At 74.9% G+C, this 15,663-nt stretch carries 18 protein-coding genes; 6 read left to right on the top strand and 12 right to left on the bottom strand.

Annotated features, from left to right (window positions below):
• Positions 1-20 precede the first annotated feature (20 nt).
• The 5 genes from ACFYT9_RS06095 to ACFYT9_RS06075 form a co-directional block, all read right to left on the bottom strand.
• Entirely contained in the window at positions 21-692 is a 672-nt protein-coding gene (locus ACFYT9_RS06095) for a beta-glucanase (protein ID WP_376604674.1), read from the bottom strand.
• 170 nt (positions 693-862) lie between these two features.
• Positions 863-1,240, bottom strand: coding sequence for a VOC family protein (locus ACFYT9_RS06090; protein ID WP_389161237.1), 378 nt, complete (start codon positions 1,238-1,240; stop codon positions 863-865).
• A 14-nt stretch (positions 1,241-1,254) separates the two neighbouring features.
• The gene (locus ACFYT9_RS06085) at positions 1,255-2,277 is read right to left on the bottom strand and encodes a CU044_5270 family protein (RefSeq protein ID WP_389161236.1); all 1,023 of its coding nucleotides are present in this window, start codon (positions 2,275-2,277) and stop codon (positions 1,255-1,257) included.
• Positions 2,274-2,906 (bottom strand): RNA polymerase sigma factor, encoded by a 633-nt coding sequence (locus tag ACFYT9_RS06080; RefSeq protein ID WP_389161234.1) that lies wholly within the window; start codon positions 2,904-2,906, stop codon positions 2,274-2,276. The genes ACFYT9_RS06085 and ACFYT9_RS06080 overlap by 4 nt, the downstream gene beginning before the upstream one ends.
• Before the next feature lie 67 nt (positions 2,907-2,973).
• Positions 2,974-3,333 (bottom strand): winged helix-turn-helix transcriptional regulator, encoded by a 360-nt coding sequence (locus tag ACFYT9_RS06075; protein ID WP_389161655.1) that lies wholly within the window; start codon positions 3,331-3,333, stop codon positions 2,974-2,976.
• Positions 3,334-3,417: 84 nt separating this feature from the next.
• Here ACFYT9_RS06075 and ACFYT9_RS06070 point away from each other — a divergent pair, with 84 nt between their 5' ends.
• Positions 3,418-4,071, top strand: a complete 654-nt coding sequence (locus ACFYT9_RS06070; RefSeq protein WP_389161232.1) for an NADPH-dependent F420 reductase — start codon at positions 3,418-3,420, stop codon at positions 4,069-4,071.
• A gap of 578 nt (positions 4,072-4,649) precedes the next feature.
• Here ACFYT9_RS06070 and ACFYT9_RS06065 read toward each other — a convergent pair.
• Positions 4,650-5,132 carry a hypothetical protein gene (locus ACFYT9_RS06065; RefSeq protein ID WP_389161231.1) on the bottom strand — a complete coding sequence of 161 codons (483 nt, stop codon included), beginning with the start codon at positions 5,130-5,132 and terminating at the stop codon, positions 4,650-4,652.
• A complete protein-coding gene (locus ACFYT9_RS06060) occupies positions 5,129-5,641 on the bottom strand; it encodes a hypothetical protein (protein WP_389161229.1) in 513 nt (170 codons plus the stop codon). Before ACFYT9_RS06060 ends, ACFYT9_RS06065 begins: the two co-directional genes overlap by 4 nt.
• A 39-nt stretch (positions 5,642-5,680) precedes the next feature.
• Here ACFYT9_RS06060 and ACFYT9_RS06055 point away from each other — a divergent pair, with 39 nt between their 5' ends.
• The 3 genes from ACFYT9_RS06055 to ACFYT9_RS06045 all read left to right on the top strand — a co-directional run bounded on the left by ACFYT9_RS06055 (position 5,681) and on the right by ACFYT9_RS06045 (position 7,846).
• Positions 5,681-6,631: a helix-turn-helix transcriptional regulator gene (locus ACFYT9_RS06055; protein ID WP_389161227.1), complete on the top strand. Its 951-nt coding sequence runs from the start codon at positions 5,681-5,683 to the stop codon at positions 6,629-6,631.
• Between the two features lie 98 nt (positions 6,632-6,729).
• Positions 6,730-7,194, top strand: coding sequence for a cytidine deaminase (locus ACFYT9_RS06050; protein WP_389161226.1), 465 nt, complete (start codon positions 6,730-6,732; stop codon positions 7,192-7,194).
• Positions 7,195-7,204: 10 nt separating this feature from the next.
• Positions 7,205-7,846: a GNAT family N-acetyltransferase gene (locus ACFYT9_RS06045; protein ID WP_389161225.1), complete on the top strand. Its 642-nt coding sequence runs from the start codon at positions 7,205-7,207 to the stop codon at positions 7,844-7,846.
• Between the two features lie 24 nt (positions 7,847-7,870).
• Here the strand turns inward: ACFYT9_RS06045 and ACFYT9_RS06040 are convergent, their stop codons facing one another.
• From ACFYT9_RS06040 to ACFYT9_RS06020, 5 genes are all read right to left on the bottom strand, one after another.
• Entirely contained in the window at positions 7,871-8,731 is an 861-nt protein-coding gene (locus ACFYT9_RS06040; RefSeq protein WP_389161223.1) for an ABC transporter permease, read from the bottom strand.
• Complete coding sequence (locus ACFYT9_RS06035) at positions 8,728-9,774, bottom strand: ATP-binding cassette domain-containing protein (RefSeq protein WP_389161221.1); 1,047 nt, start codon at positions 9,772-9,774, stop codon at positions 8,728-8,730. The genes ACFYT9_RS06040 and ACFYT9_RS06035 overlap by 4 nt, the downstream gene beginning before the upstream one ends.
• A 156-nt stretch (positions 9,775-9,930) precedes the next feature.
• Positions 9,931-10,086: a VenA family class IV lanthipeptide gene (locus ACFYT9_RS06030; protein ID WP_189849959.1), complete on the bottom strand. Its 156-nt coding sequence runs from the start codon at positions 10,084-10,086 to the stop codon at positions 9,931-9,933.
• 44 nt (positions 10,087-10,130) lie between these two features.
• On the bottom strand, positions 10,131-12,794 hold the full coding sequence (lanL, locus tag ACFYT9_RS06025; RefSeq protein ID WP_389161219.1) for a class IV lanthionine synthetase LanL: 2,664 nt from the start codon (positions 12,792-12,794) through the stop codon (positions 10,131-10,133).
• Positions 12,795-13,414: 620 nt separating this feature from the next.
• Positions 13,415-14,059 carry an SDR family NAD(P)-dependent oxidoreductase gene (locus ACFYT9_RS06020; RefSeq protein WP_387276882.1) on the bottom strand — a complete coding sequence of 215 codons (645 nt, stop codon included), beginning with the start codon at positions 14,057-14,059 and terminating at the stop codon, positions 13,415-13,417.
• Between the two features lie 156 nt (positions 14,060-14,215).
• Between ACFYT9_RS06020 and ACFYT9_RS06015 the strand changes: the two genes are divergently transcribed.
• A complete protein-coding gene (locus ACFYT9_RS06015; protein WP_389161218.1) occupies positions 14,216-14,773 on the top strand; it encodes an SMI1/KNR4 family protein in 558 nt (185 codons plus the stop codon).
• A gap of 72 nt (positions 14,774-14,845) precedes the next feature.
• A complete protein-coding gene (locus ACFYT9_RS06010) occupies positions 14,846-15,523 on the top strand; it encodes a HEAT repeat domain-containing protein (RefSeq protein ID WP_387276886.1) in 678 nt (225 codons plus the stop codon).
• Positions 15,524-15,663 lie beyond the last annotated feature (140 nt).

Here is a 15,663-nt window from a genome sequence, read left to right as displayed (position 1 = left end):
GCGGCGCTTCCCGGAAGGCGTCAGCCCGGGCGGAACACCCGCAGCTCGGACACCTCGAAGGACATCTCGGTCGTCCCCGGGTCGGGAGCGGGGTGGTAACGACCGGCGCACACCGAGAGGTTGACGATCAGGCTCGCGTGCCAGGAGCGCCCCACCCCCCTGCCGTCCGAGAACACCTTCGCGCCGTTCACCCACCACACGACGGACCGGGCGCCGAACTCGGTCCGCAGCTTCACCCAGCCGCCGGGGCGGACGGCGGGGGAGCGGTGGTAGAGGTGCGTGCCCCGCACCCGGTTGGAAAGCTCGAGGAGGTCGGGGTTGTCCGGGTGGTACTCGAAGACGTCGATCTCCTGCCCGCCGTCGCGCCAGGTCCAGATCGCGGGCCAGGCACCCGTCTCCTTCGGAAGCCGGACCCGCGCCTCCAGCACGTCACCGGCCCGCACCTCGAACCCCTCGGCGCTCCCCTCCGTGGTGAGCAGCCCGCTGTCCCAGAGGCCGTCACGGCGGCGGGTCGCCCGGAAGACCCCGGAGCGGCTGTACGCGGGATCCTCCACGAGATGGTCCAGCTTGTTGTCGAGCGGATTGACCGGACCGCCGTCCGGATAGGCCCATGACCGCCCGGCGACCCATTGCTCGGGGGACGTGAAGTCGGCGGTGAGGACGGGGTCGTCGGGGAGGGGTGGCAGCGACATGACGGCTCCTCACGGAACACTGGGCGTTGCCGAACGGGCGGCAAGGTCACTTGGATGGCTCCCCCGCCTCGACCCTCACATGCGGAACCATCGGCTCCCTGGCGAGAACTCGTCACGAGGAGGGCCCCGGTCGGACCCTCACGTGCCGGTGCCGGGGTCCAGGACCCTGCTCATTCCCTCACAAGGCAGAAGGGATGGCCCGCCGGATCGGCGAGGACGCGCCAGCCGCCCTGCTCCTCGCCGCCGGCGAGAAGCGTGGCGCCGCCGGCCACCGCCCGCGCCTGCGCCTCGTCCAGGTCCTCGACGCCCAGATCCAGATGGAACTGCTGGGGGTGCTCGGGGTCAGGCCAGCGCGGCGGGCGGTGGTCTTCCACGCGCTGGAAGGCGAGCACCAGGCCGTCCTCCGTATGGAGGGTCGACCAGTCGTCGTCGAGGGACCAGCGCGGGTCGGGGTGGTCCACCGCCCCGCCCAGCAGCGCCTGGTAGAACCGGGCGAGCTCCCTGACGTCCGGACAGTCCAGCACCACGCATTGCAATCGGGCGATCATGCCGAGAGCGTAGGTCAGCGGGCCGACGGGAGCTGCCCGGGCTCGTCCACGACGCCGCGCCCGACGACCGCCACGGAGGTGACGACGTCCCCCGCCTCGCCCCACGCGCCGGCGCGCGTGAGGACCAGGCGCTCGCCGAGGAAGCGCCCCGTCGTCCCGTCGAAGATCCATTCCACGCGCTCGCCGCCGTGGACGCGCGCCACGGCCACGCCGGTGCGGCCGGCCGCGTCCACGGCGTCGGGGAGCGTGACGACGCCGGGGATGCGGGCCGCCGCGCGGTAGAGCGCGGCGGTCGTCGCCGGAGGGACGACGGTGCCGCGGAGCAGGTCCCCGATCGCCACGAACGCCTGCTGGTCCGGCCCCGTCGTGGAGTCGCTGCCGGGACCGTGGTTCCTGAGGGCGTCCTCACGGAGCAGCCCCAGCAGCTCGTCGGGATCGCTCGGGAGCGACGCGGCGAACGCGTACGTAGGGGAGTGGAAACCGGCCTTCCCTCCCGAGGTTGCCCGGATCGGTTCCTCGCGCCCGCCCTGCCGTGCCAGCCCCGGCCGTGTGCCGTCGACGGACGTCCACCGCTCCGCGTCCTCGCGCTGCCGGCCACGGTCCATGCCTCCGGCGGCGTTCTCGGTGAGGTAGGCCGTGTGGCCCACCACCTTGAGGTAGACGTACTGGTCGGCCCGGACCGGCGCCTCCGGCTCGGAGGCGGCGGCCAGCGCGGCGCGTTCGAGGAGCGCCACGGTCGTCGGGTCGGCCGGAGCGGCCGGAGCGCCCGGCGGTGGGGTGGACGGGAATCCGAGGGTAAGCGTCAGCACGCCCACCGCCACGGCGCTCCCCAGCACGGCGAGGTGCCTCCGCCGGCCGACGAGCGGCCCGGTCCCGCGCCCCGCCATCCGGTCGATCTCGCCGAGGAGGTGCCGACGCCGCTCCCGCTCCCGTTGCTCCGCAGGACCGGGGACCGGGAAGGCGGGGACCCCCCGCCGCGCCTCGTCGAGTCCGTCGTCCATGCGCCCGCCGTCCACCTTCCCCTTGGCACCCCTCATCCGACACTCTCCCTTCCCGCCCGCGTGTCCCGCCCCGACAGGTCTCCGGACGGCACGGCCTGCCGCTGCCGGCCGGCCGCCTCGGCGCCCAGTTCCTCGTCCACCAGCAGCCGCAGCTTGAGCCGGGCCCGCGAGAGCCGCGACCGGACCGTGCCCACGGGGACACCGAGCGCCACCGACGCCTCCGCGTAGCCCAGTCCGGACCAGACGACCAGGGCCAGCACCTCGCGGTCGCGCCGCTTCAGACGCCGTACCGCCCGTGCCACCGCGACCAGTCGGGCCGCGTCGTGCAGGTGCCGCACCACCCCGTCCGACACGTCGGGCAGCGGCTCGGGCGGAGGGAGGCGGGCCATCGCGGCGCGGTGGCGGCGGGCGGAGCGGGCGGTGTTCCGCGCCACGTTCGTGGCGACGCCGAACAGCCAGGCGCGTACGTCGCACACCTCGCCCCGCAGCTTCCCGCGCCGCTTCCACGCCTCCAGAAAGGTGAGCGACACGACGTCCTCGGCCACCGCCCAGTCACCGGTCAGCCGCACGGCGTAGGCGTGCACGGCGCGCCCGTACCCGTCGAAGAGCTCGCCGAAGGCGTCCCGGTCGCCGGCCCGCAGCCGTTCGTTCAGTTCCCGTTCCACACAGACAAGTGTCCGCAGCCGCAGTCGGGTTCCCTTTCCTTAGCCTCGATCTCGCGGGCGGGCGGGGTCACGGCTGGTCGGCCTCGCCCCGTGCCGCGTCCTGGGCTGCCATGACCTCGTCCCCGTGCTCGTAGGCCCAGGCGCCGAAGGCATCGATCGGAGCGAGCAACGTACGTCCCAGGGCGGTGAGTTCGTACTCCACGCGAGGGGGCGAGCCGGGATGGGCCCGCCGGTCCACCAGGCCGTTGAACTGGAGCCTGCGCAGCGTCTCGTTGAGGACCTTGGAGCTGATGCCGCCTATCTGCTGCCGGAGTTCGACGGGGCGTCCGGGGCCGTCGCGCAGGGCCCACAGCACCACGGCGTTCCAGGTGTGGGAGAGGAGGTCGAAGGCGAGCCGTGCGCGGCAGTCGGCGAGGAAGGGATGCATGGTCGTCACGTACCAGATGGTGCCTGAGCCGCGCCCTAGCGTCGGTACGCAAGCTCGAAGCAGGTCGACGAGAGGCGGAACGAGATGAGAATCGGCGTACTGGGAACGGGCGGCATGGCCGACGCACTCGCCACGCACTGGGCGCTGGCCGGACACCACGTGACGATCGGGGGCCGGGACGCGGACAAGGCGGAGGCGCTGGCGCGGCGCGTCGGCGCCGGCACGGAGTCCGGCAGCCTGAGCGAAGCGGCCGGGTCCGGCGAGGTGGTGCTCGCCGCGCTGCCCTTCGAGGCGGGTGCGGACGTCGTACGGGGTGTGCGCTCGGAGCTGGTCGGCAAGGCGCTGATCGACTGCTCCAACCCGGTCGGCGCGGGCTTCCGCCTGCTGACGGAGGGAGGACCGTCGGCGGCCCGGCGCCTGGCGTCCGCGGCGCCCGGGGCCCACATCGTGAAGGCGTTCAACCTCTGCCACGAGGACGTCTGGCGCATGCGTCCGCCCGTCTTCGACGGCCGCGCGCTCTCCGTCCCCGTCTGCGGTGACGACGAGACCGCCCTCGGACTCGTCCGTACCCTGGTCCATGACACGGGTTGCCTCCCCGTCTCCGGCGGCGGCCTCGAACGAGCCGCCCTCCTGGAGGCGACCGCCGCGCTCTTCATCGCCCTCTGGGTGGGCGAGGGCGCCGACGTCCAGGCCATCGCACCCCCGCTGGCCTACGCGACGGGTCCGGACGTGGGATAGCGGCGGGACGGGGCGGGGGAGCGGTTCTCAGCCGGTGAGGGCACGCGCGCGGATCTGCCGCAGCGTCAGGATCACGGTGTCCGGGGGCGGACGCGCCTCCGACGCATCGTCAGGATCACGGTGTCCGGGGCGGACGCGCCTCCGACGAGTTCCGGCGGAGACCGTCACCACCGTGCCCCCGACCCAGGGCAAGACGGCGCCGACCGGGGCAGGAGGCAGTCGAACCAGGCCAGGAGGCGGGTGCCTTCGCGGGCCTTCACGTCGGGGTCGCGCAGGGCGTCGGCCATGAGGGACACGCCCGGCAACCGGAGACATGGGCGACGGCCAGGTCCTCGGGGCCGGGCATGCCCAGGGCCCGGACCGGTCGGCGGCCCCGCCGGCAGCCGCCGTACATCCTCGGCCTGCCGCTCCCGGAGGAGCGCCGGGTCAGCCCCGGCGTGGAGGCCGTCCTCGGCCGCCCGGCGCCCCCTCGGCGCGTGGGCGGGCCGCGACCTGCCCGCCTTCCGCCGGCCGGTGGCAGTACAGCCGATGTCGACCCCCGTACGACGACGGCCTGCCTTCCACCGGCCGGTGGCCGTTCAGCCGTCGTCGACCCCCGTACGACGACGGCTGAAGTCCATGACCCAGTTGACCACCCACTCCTCCGTGCCGGGGGGCGCGAACGCCTGCTCCCAGCGGGCCGTCTCCGGGGTGATGCCCGACCAGCGGAACCGCACGCGGACCGGCCGGTCGCCGTACCGGTCCTCGCCGTGGAACTCGCCCGTGCCGTCCGCCGCGAAGCGCCCCCGGACCGGGGGATCGAGGCGCCCGGCGCGGGTGCTCGACCAGTTCAGCGTCCACTCTCCCGTGTCCGGCTCGTACAGACGCAGGGTCAGCCCGCTGAAGCCCTTCGTTGGGAAGGCGATCTCGTCCACGTGGGCGCGGCCGTCCCAGAAGAGGCGGCCGGAGGTGTGGCCGTCGAACTCCTCCCAGCCGGAGTCCGGATCCAGGAAGTCGGCGAGCCTGAGGTTGCGGACGGTCCACTCGCCGACGAGGAAGTCGAAGGCGTGGTCGGAGGTCATACGGGCAGCGCCCCGCCCGCGGCCGTCGCCGTCGTGCCGGTGCGCAGCGAGTCCCCGAGGTAGCCCGGCAGGTCGGGAGTGTCGGGGGCGAGCATGTGGCGGATCCACGCGGTGCGTTCGTGGTCCAGCGGTGCCAGCTCCCAGACGCAGCCGATCCAGGAGCGGTCGCGGGCCGTGCCCGTGAGGCGGACGAAGTGGGTGGGGTCGGTGTCGGGGCAGTCGAGCGCGGGCTGCCCGGCCGCGGCCCCCGCGAAGTGGAGCACGTTGTCCCAGGCCCAGCTGTACACGTTGAGGTACGCCCCCGTGTCGCCGCCCCGGTGGAGGACCACGAAGCTCGCGGCGGGCGTGCCGTCCGGCGCGGGCAGCAGCTCCGGGAGCAGGGCGTGGGCCGCCTTCTCCACCTCCGGCTCGATGCCGGCCCGGTCGGACGTGACGTGATAGCGCTTGATGTGCCGGCCGCCGACCTCGACGGGCTCCGGCACGAAGAGGAACTTCTCCGCGAAAGCCATGGCTGGACTGTAGGAGCCCTTCACTGACACCTTGTGTCAGTGAAGTCCAGCCGTCTTCTGTCGATCCTGCTGCTCCTGGAGACCCGTGGCCGGATGACCGCCGGTGAGCTCGCCGACGAGCTGGAGGTCTCCGTCCGCACCGTCTACCGGGACGTCGAGGCGCTGCACGCCGCGGGAGTGCCGCTGTACGGGGACGCCGGGCACCGCGGCGGCTACCGGCTCCTCGCCGGACACCGCTCCCGGCTCACCGGCCTGTACGCCCGCGAGGCCGAGGCGCTCGTCCTCGCCGGGCTGCCCGCCGCCGCCGACGAACTCGGGCTCGGCGGCCACTTCGCCGACGCCCAGCTGAAGCTGCGCGCCGCACTGCCCGCGCCGCTGCGCGAGCACGTCGACCGCCTCCGCACCCGCTTCCACATCGACGCGCCCGGCTGGTACGCGGAGTCCACCGAGGCGCCGTTCCTGCCGGAGGTCGCCGAGGCCGTCCGCGCCGGGCGGGTCCTCGCCGTGCGCTACCGGCGGTGGCGGGAGCCGGCCGAGGTCGACCGCCGGCTCGCCCCGTACGGCCTGGTGCTCAAGGCGGGCCGCTGGTATCTGGTGGCCGGGCCAGGACCGCGGACGTACCGGGTCGACCAGATCATCTCCCTCACCGTCACCGACGAGGAGGCGACCGTCCCGCCCGGCTTCGACCTCGCCGCGCACTGGAGGGAGAGCCAGCGGGACTTCCACGCCCGTCTCCACCAGGGCGAGGCCGTCGTACGGATCTCCGCGCGGGGCGCCGCCCAACTCACCGGCGCCGCCGCCCGCGCCCTCGCGGAGAACGGCGTCCCCGAACCCGGCGGCTGGACCCGTGCCACCCTGCCCGTCGAGACCCCCGACCACGCCCACGCCACCTTCCTCGCCCTCGGCGCCGAGGTGGAGGTCCTCGCCCCGGAGGACCTGCGGGAGCGGATCGCCGCCACCGTCCGCACCCTGGCGGAGCGTTACGCCTGACGGGGCGCAGTGACGTCCCACCGGCCGGAATTCGTTTGCGCTCGCCGCCGCCGCGGGTGAAGGTCGCCGCACCGGACCATCCCGAGGAAGCGGAGCCGATGCCCACCCAGAACCCCAGCGCCGAGCACCGGAGCCCCGACGGCGGCGACCCCCTCGACCGCCTCGACACACGCGACGCCGAACTGGTCCGGGCGGCGACGCACGTCGCCCGCACCCACTGCCGGGGCGACGAGCACACGATGGCCGCGGCGGGCCGGGGCCGGGACGGACGGATCGTCACCGCCGTGAACGCCTACCACTTCACCGGCGGCCCCTGCGCCGAGCTGGTCCTCATCGGGGCGGCCGCCGCCCAGGGCCTCCACGACCTGGAGACGGTCGTCGCCGTCGGCGACCGCGAGCGAGGCGTCGTCCCGCCGTGCGGCCGCTGCCGCCAGGTCCTGCTCGACTACTTCCCCGGCCTCAGGGTCCTCGTGGGCACCGGCGACCGCGTCCGCCCCGTCCCCGTCGGGGAACTGCTGCCCGAGAGCTACGTCTGGGCCGACCACCAGCACTCCGCGGAATAGGGGACGGACGATGGGATCGATGCCGGAAGGCCCCGTACTGGAGGGGACGCGGGTGCGCCTGGAGCCGCTGGGGCACCGACACACCGCGGACCTCGCCGTCGCCGCCGAGGAGGACCGGAGCGCCTACGGCTTCACCTGGGTGCCCAGGGCCGCCGAGGTCGGGGCGTACGTGGACGCGCAGCTCGCGCGCGCGGCGCACGGCACCCTCGCCCCGTACGCACAGGTCGACCGGGCGACCGGACGCGCGGTCGGCGCCACCGCGTACTGGGACCCGAGGCCGTGGCCCACCGGGGACCGCGAAGGGGTGTACGCCGTCGAGGTCGGGTACACCTGGCTCGCCGCCTCCGCCCAGGGGACCGGCCTGAACACCGAGGCCAAGTACCTGCTCTTCCGCCACGCGTTCGAGAACTGGGGGGTCGCCCGGGTCGATCTGAAGACGGACGCCCGCAACGCCCGCTCCCGGGCCGCGATCGAAGGCGTCGGGGCGCGCTTCGAAGGCGTGCTGCGCAACTGGTCGCGTTCGTGGGCGCAGGGCGAGGAGGACCGGCTGCGGGACTCGGCGATGTTCTCGGTCGTCGCGGCCGAGTGGCCGGAGTGCCGTGCACGGCTGGAGCGGCGGATGGGGCACGCCCCGGTCACTCCGGTCGGCTGAAGCGGCGGATGGGGCGCGCCCCCGTCACTCCGGTCGGCTGAAGCGGCGGGCCGCCCACAGCAGCGCCAGTGCCCCCACGGCCAGGAGGAGTCCCGCTTCGAGTGCGAGCGGCGGCTGCCGGCCGGCCCACTCGACGCTGCCGGCGGCCGTCTGCCCCGGGGCCCGCAGGGAGATCGTGCGGCGCAAGACGTCCACGCCGTACGCGAGCGGGTTCGCGGCGGCCAGCGCCTGCGCCCAGCCGGGCAGCGACGCCAGGGGGAAGAAGCCGCCGGAGAGGAAGAGCAGCGGCATCATCACCACGCCCAGCAGTGTGTGGAAGGTGTCCGGGCTGCGCAGGCCCACCGCCAGCGCCAGCGACAGCGCGGTGAGCGCGAAGGAGGCGAGGACCATGCCGCCGAGGAGCAGCACCAGCAGCACGGGGTCGTACGGCAGCCCGACCGCACCGGCCAGAGCGAGCAGGACGGTTCCCTGGACCGCCGCCACCAGCGTGCCGCCCGCGCAGCTGCCCAGCAGGAGCGAGGTGCGGCTGACCGGTGCCATCAGCAGCTCGCGCAGGTAGCCGCTCTGACGGTCGGTGATCAGCCGGATGCCGACCATGATCGCAGGGGTCTGCACGGTCATCATCAGCATGCCGGGGAAGAGGTACGTCTGGTAGCCGACCCCCAGGGAGGCCGCGGGGATGAGGGCTGCCAGACCTCCGCCCAGGATGAAGAGGTACAGCACCGGGTGGAGCAGCATCAGCGCGGTGGGGACGCGCTGGCGGGCGAGCCGGAGCAGGTCGCGGTGGACCAGGGCGTGCACCGCGCGCAGTTCGCGCCGCACACGCCCTGCCCGCTCCGGTTCCGTCGTGCCGTCGGCGGGCGCCGGCAGGGTGAGCGCCGTCATCGGGTGCCTCCCGTCCCCGCGGGGCCGGTCATGGTGCGGCCGGTGTGATGGAAGAACACGTCGTCCAGGGTGGGCGGCGTCGCGGACGCGGCGTGCACGGCGATGCCGTGGACCTCCAGCGCCGCGCACAGCCGGGGGATCCAGGTGCTGCCCTCGGGCACCCGCAGCCAGACGCCGTCCGCGTCGACGTGCACCGTCCGCTCGGGCGGGACGAGCAGCCCGGCGACCCGGCGGGCCGCCCCGTCGTCGCTCGTGCGCAGCACCACCCGGTCGTCGCCGATCGCCGCCTTCACCCCGTGCGGCGTGCCCTGCGCCACCAGCCGGCCCCGGTCGATGATCGCCAGGCGGTCGCAGTGCTCGGCCTCCTCCAGGTAGTGGGTGGTGACGAAGAGCGTGCTGCCGTGCCGGTCGCGCAGCGCCCGCAGGTGCTCCCAGATCCGGGCGCGCGCGTGCGGGTCGAGGCCGGTGGTCGGCTCGTCCAGGAACAGCACCCCGGGGGAGTGCAGCAGTTGCCGGGCGATCTCCAGGCGTCTGCGCATGCCGCCCGACAGGGTGCGGACGGGGGACCCGCGCCGGTCGGCCAGGTCGGCCAGCTCCAGCACCTCGGCCGTGCGCCGCCGGACGTCCGCGCGGCGGAGCCCGTACAGGCGGGCGTGGACGCGGAGGTTCTGCTCGGCCGTCAGGTCCGGGTCGAGGGCGCTGTGCTGGAAGAGGAGGCCGACCCGGCGCCGTACCCGGTCGGGCTCGGTCAGGACGTCGGCGCCGGCCACCGTGGCGTGGCCGGAGGTAGGGCGGGCGAGGGCGCACAGCAGGGCGATCGTGGTGGACTTCCCGGCGCCGTTGGGGCCGAGGAAGGCGAAGGTTTCGCCCCGGCGCACGTCCAGGTCGAGCCCGCGCACGGCGTCGGTGGTGGTGCCGTCCGGGCCGGGGTAGCTCTTGACCAGCCCCCGCGTGCTGACGGCGAGCACGGGATCCAGGGGCTCGGCGCTCGCGGCCGGTGCGGTCGCACCGGCCGGCTCGTGGTCACGGGCGTGGAGCTGCATGGGTCCCGTCCTCGTCCAGGGGGTCGCCGTGGATGGCCGGCCGGGGGTGCGGGAAGGCGACGGGAGCGGCGCCCCGCGCACCCCCGGCCGGCCGGGGACCTCACCCCGGCCGGTGGCTGCCCCGGGACAGCAGCCGGCCGGAGGAGGCCGTGCGCGCTACGCGCAGCTGATGCCGATACAGACGGTGTTGAGGAGCGTCAGCAGGCCGACGCACTCGCACGTGGCCGCGAAGGGCGCTCCGTCGACGCCGACGGGGTCGGTCTCCGGAAGGGCGTGCAGTCGGGCGAGCAGTTCGAGGTCCTGGTTCTCCATGGCATTACTCCTTCTCTGTGAGGCGGCGGCAGTCTCTCTGCCGCTCAGACCGGCTGCTGGACCATCCAGTGCCGGGGCTCTAGGGGATGGCGGACCCGCAGGAGGAACGCCAGGATTCCGGCGGACCCGTCGCTCCAGCCCGTCGAGACGTCCCCGTACTCGTTGGGGAAGACGACGTGGCCGCCGCGGCGGGACCCTTCGGAGACGATCAGTCGGGCCAGGCCCTCGGCGCTCGCGCGAGGGGCGTCGTCGCCCGTCGCCTGCGCCAGGTCGAGGAGCAGGTCGCCGTTGCCGGCCAGGCCGTGGCACTGGGTGAGGGCCGCCCGGGACGCCCGCTCCACGACCGCCCGGGCCGAGCGGCGGGCGAGGCCGCCGAAGCGCTCGTCGCCGGTCGCCCGCCCCAGCCGGACCAGGAACGAGCCGATGCCGGCCGAGCCGTGGCACCAGTACGGAGCCGTGGGCACGTCCCCCGACTGGGCGGGCCACTGCGCGGCGCCGCCGACGTCCACGGCGTGCGCCACCAGATGCTCGCCGGCCGCCACGGCCAGGTCCAGGTCCTCCGCGCGGCCCGTCACGGACGCGGCGGCGAGGAGGAAGCAGCCGATGCCGGACGTGCCGTGGGCGAAGCCGAGGTACCGCTTCCCGGCCTCCGCCGCGACCGCCTCCGCGGGGACCGGCCAGCTCGCCCCCGGGCCGTCCCGGCGCGCGGCGGCCGTCAGCCGGTCGGCCGCCTCGACCACCACCCCGGCGAGGCGCGGATCGCCCGAGCGCCGCCACAGGTGGACGGCGGCGAGTCCGCCGCCCGCCGTGCCGTGGGTGATGTCATGGCTGGGCGTCGGCTCCTGAGGGGCCAGCGCCAGGGCCAGCGCGTGGTCGGTCAGCTCCCGGTCGTCCAGGACGCGCCCGGCCTCGTACAGCGCCCACGCGGTGCCCCGGGCGCCGAAGTGCAGACCGGGGCGGGCGGAGCCGGGGTCGGTGCGCTCGGCGATCCAGCGGCCCGCGGTGGACAGGACCGCCGGCAGGGCCGGGTCGCCAGTGAGCGCGAAGTACCGCGTCAGCACGGCCAGGACACCGGCCGCGCCCTGCTGCACGGTGCAGGGGTCGGTCTCCCCGGCCCGCGTCGAGACGGGCCAGAGCCGGTCGCCGCCGGGCGTCATCGTCTCCACCAGATGCCGCACGATGCCGGCGACGGCGGCCTCGGTCGCGTCGCCGGACGGCTCGTCCTCGCGCACCGGTTCCGCGGTGTGCGCCGGGCGGGCGCCCCGCAGGGCCTCCCGGGCCCCGGCCGGGTCCCACCGCGCGGCGGGATCGTCCCGCATCAGTCCGAGGATCAGCTCCCGCATGCCGTCGGGGAGGCGTACGGATGCTCCGACGGCGGTGAGCCAGGCCGCGAGCCGCCGCTCCGCCGGCCGGTCCGCAGGCTCCTCGTCCAGCAGGTTCGGCACCTTGCCCGTCAGGACGAAGCACACGGTGGCGCCGAGGCTGTAGGCGTCCCCCGTCGGGGAGACCGGCGCGTCGAGCAGGCGCTCGGGCGGGCTGAACCCGGGCGTCCCCACCCGGGTCGGGAGCGGGGTGTCCTCCTCCAGGACCGCGAGCTCCAGGTCGATGAGGCGGAGCTCGCCGTCGGGGCGGACCATCACGTTGCCTGGAGTGAGGTCCCGCAGCACGCAGCCCCGGGCGTGGGCGGCCGCCACCAGCTCGACGAGACGCGAGACCTGTTCCGTCGCCTCGGCGAGGTACCGCTCGCCGCCCGCGTCACGGAAGCGCTCCGCGACCCAGGTGCGCAGCGGCACACCCGGCACCTCCTCCTGAGCCAGGAACAGGTGCCCGCCGTGCTCGAACAGCGCGAGCGGCTCCGGCGCCAGGCCGGTGCCCCGCAGCTTCTCCAGGACCCGGGCCTCCGCGCGCAGCCAGCCGCGGACGTCGAAGCCCGTGGCGTCGGCCTCCACGTGCGGCCGGGTCTCCTTGATCACGACCGGGGCGCCCGTGCGGACGTCGTCGCCCCGGTAGACACCGCCCTTGTTGGTGTGCCGGATCGCCTCCCGTACCGAGAACCGTCCGCCGAGCAGCACCGGACGGGTCTCCGCCCCCGCCGGCCGCGCCGCGCCGGGCACCGGCGCGGGGAACGGGCTCACCGCCCACTCCGGAGGCGTGTACGCGCCGGTCCGCCGGTCCTCCACGGGATTCCCGTCGGGGTCCTCGTAGTACCAGACCAGCAGCCCGTCCGCCGAGAGCCGGCGCCGGGCGACGAACGCGCCGTACCGGTAGTGCACGAGGCTGTCGACCGCGTACTGCTGGTCGGACAGGATCCGCGGCCCCGCGAGACCCGCCGTCGCCCGGTGCAGCTCCCCGGCGAGCCGCGCCGCGTCGGCGTCCGAACGCGGGTACACGGTGACGAACTTCCCGGAGCTCCCGCGCGGCGTGGCCCGGGAGTTGAGCGCGCTCACCTGGTCCAGCGACCGGGCGAACTTGAACCCCGACGCGTCCCGCAGCAGCACCTCCAGGGCCTTCGCGAGGACGTCCGGCGCGGAGGCGGCCGTCGCCGACACGTGCAGCTTCCACCCCTGCGCGCGCCGCTCACCGGAGCGCGGTGCCACCCGGCACCACATCTCGTCCGACTCGGTCGTCCAGCGCTCGCCCATGCCCGTGGCGCGCAGCGCTCGATGGAGGAGATCTTCCAGTACGGCTTCGGTGGCCTGGCTCGTCATGCCCATCCCTCTCAACGGCGGGATCCGCTGGCGGAAACGTGCCCGGCGCACGTGCCGACCCCACATACCCACCCCTGGATTCACCGGTTACGGCGAGCGCGCGCCTCAGAAGTCCCACCAGGAGGCGCGCCCGGCGCGGAAGGGCGCACGGCGGCTCGCTCGGGGGCGGCAACGCTCGACTCCGGGGAGGAGAGGCTGATGGGGCGGGGTGTCAGGGGTGTCCGACCGGCCGGCGCGAACCCCGCGTCGCGCACCAGGCGTTCCGTGGCCCGCCGGACGCACGTCGATCGCGGCGGTGGTGTCCGCGACCCGGCCGAGGCCGACGGTGACGAACCGCGCCCGCCCGGCGGGGGTGTCCGGGAACCGGCCGAGGCCGGCCGTGACGAGCCCCGCCCGCCCGGCGGCGTCCAGGTCCCGGGCCCGCTCCGGGAACGTGCTGCCTCCGACGGGGGACGCGGCCGATGTCGAACACGGTGTCGCCCCGGTCGGGCGGGCTCTCGGCGAGGGCCCGCCGATGCCGTGCCGTCCCTGTCGCCGGCGGCGACGAGCGTGCTCACGGGGTGCCTCAGCCGGGGGGCTAGGTGGAGGTCGGCCGGTGCCGCGGTGCGGGCGCGGCGCGGTCAGTGGAGCACTTCGCGCTCCCACTCCCCGCTCGGCTGCGTGTGGAGCCGCCAGTAGTGCGCGGCGATGTCGTCGGGGTCGTACGCCGTCCCGGGCGCGACGGCCCCCGTGACCGTGACCGTGGCGACGTGCACGCCCGACGGGCCGTACTCGGTGTCGAGCAGTTCGACCAGGGCCCGCACTCCCGCCTTGCCCAGCGAGAGGCTCACGTACGGCGGCTTCATCTCGGGCATCCCGCCGGTGACGACGAACGTGCCCCGGCCGCGCCGCGCCATCGCGGGCAGGAGGTGGGCGGCGGTGGTCAGGGCACCGAGGACGTTGACCGCGTAGGTCGCCAGGTGGTCGTGGTGCGGGAGTTCACCGACCGCGTCGGGCCGGATGACGGCCGCGTTGTAGACCACGACGTCCGGTTCGCCGAGTTCCGCGACGGCGGTGTCGAGGGCGGCGCGCAGGCCCGCCTCGTCGGTGACGTCGGCGGTGAGGGGGAGTGCCCGCACCCCGAGCGGACCGAGGGCTTCGGCCGCCGCCGACACCGTCTCCTTCGTCCGGGCCACCAGCCCGACCGGCAGCCCCTCCCGCGCGAAGCGGCGTGCCACCGCCTGCCCGATCCCCGGTCCCGCACCGATGACCAACGCTCCCGCCATGACCGCTCCTTCGTCTCGCCGTGCGACGTCACGAAGGTCAACTCCTCCCGGCCGCCGCCTCTTCCCGTGAGGCCGTCGGTGACGGAGGCGACGATGGAGGCGATGACCCGAGCGGACTGTGAGGGAGTGTCAGAGGGGCCTGGCACGATCGTCCGCATGACCGATGTGAACGAGCTCGTCGCCCGGGTGGCCGCCCGGCCGCGCCGGGTTTCCGGCCCGCTGCCCCCGGCCTTGAGCCCCGAGGAGGTGGCCGCGGCGGAGCGCGCGCTCGGGTTCCGGCTGCCGCCGCTGCTCGCGCGCCTGTATCAGGAGGTGGCCAACGGCGGTTTCGGCCCCGACTACCAGTTCCTCCCGCTGACGGGCGAGGGGAGGACGGTGGTCGGCGAGTACGCCGCCGAGCGGGCGGCGTCGGCCAGGGAGGAGGTCGCGTACTGGCCGGAGGAGGTCCTGCCGGTGCTGGACTGGGGCTGCGGGATGTGCGCGGCCGTCGACTGCAGGGGCGAGGACGGCACGGTGCTGCTCTTCGAGCCGAACGTGCTGGGGGACGACGCCGCCGACGCCTGGTTCCTCGACGCCCCCGGTCTGGCCGGGTGGCTGGAGACCTGGCTCGCCGGTACGGGGTGGTACCGGGAGGACGCCGACGAGGACGATCGGGCGGCGGAGCAGCCCGTGCCGTGGAAGGAGGCCGCCGCAAGGATCGCGGGGGCGCCGTGACGGCGCGGGAGGGCTCCGCTTGACCTTGACACGGTGACAAGCCTTTGACTGCCGGACGAGGAGGTGGTCCCGATGACCATGACGGAGCAGGAGCGGGACGCGGAGTTCCGGCGGGTGGAGCGGGCGCTGGAGGACGGGCGGTCGTCGGTGCGGCTGAGGGCCGCGATGGCGGCAGGCACGGAGCCCGACGCCCGGCTCGTGGACACCCTGGTCGAGCGGTGCGCGGTCGAGCCCGAGTTCTTCGTCCGCGACATGCTGACCTGGGCCCTGATCCGGCTGCCCGTCGACCTGACGCTCCCCAGGATGCTCCAGGAGCTCCGCTCGGAGCGGGCACAGGCACGGAGCCAGGCCCTGCACACGCTCTCGAAGATCGGGGACCGGCAGGCATGGCCCGCGATCACGCGCGGGCACCTGACCGACGCGGACGACGAGGTGGCGCGGGCCGCGTGGCGGACGTCGGCGCTGCTCGTCCCGGACGGGGAGGAGGCCGCCCTCGCCGAGGTGCTGGCCACGCAGCTGGGCCGCGGCGGGCAGGACACGCAGCTCAGCCTCAGCCGCGCGCTGATCGAGCTGGGCGACGCGATCCTGCCGGTCCTGAGCGCGGCCGCGAAGGACCCGGACCCGGGCGTCCGCGCGCACGCGCTCGCCACCGAGCGGATCCTCGAAGACCCCGACACCGGCTTCGCGCACGCGATCGAGGAGGCGAAGCGCGTCGTGGCGCTGGGCGGGTCCGGGCAGGCGGGAGACTAGACGGTGTCGTGTCGTGTCGTGCCGAGAGGGCGGCGTGGCGAGCCCGGCCCGGTCGACACGACACCCTCAGGTCCTCCGGCCCGGACGGAACCGTGGGCACCGGAAGAGCGAGAGGACCCGGGTGTGCTGAGAAAAGCGGG

The sequence above is a fragment of the Streptomyces sp. NPDC004435 genome (assembly GCF_042873895.1).
In the GTDB taxonomy this organism is placed as follows: domain Bacteria; phylum Actinomycetota; class Actinomycetes; order Streptomycetales; family Streptomycetaceae; genus Streptomyces.
This window is presented reverse-complemented; position numbering and strand designations above follow the sequence as displayed.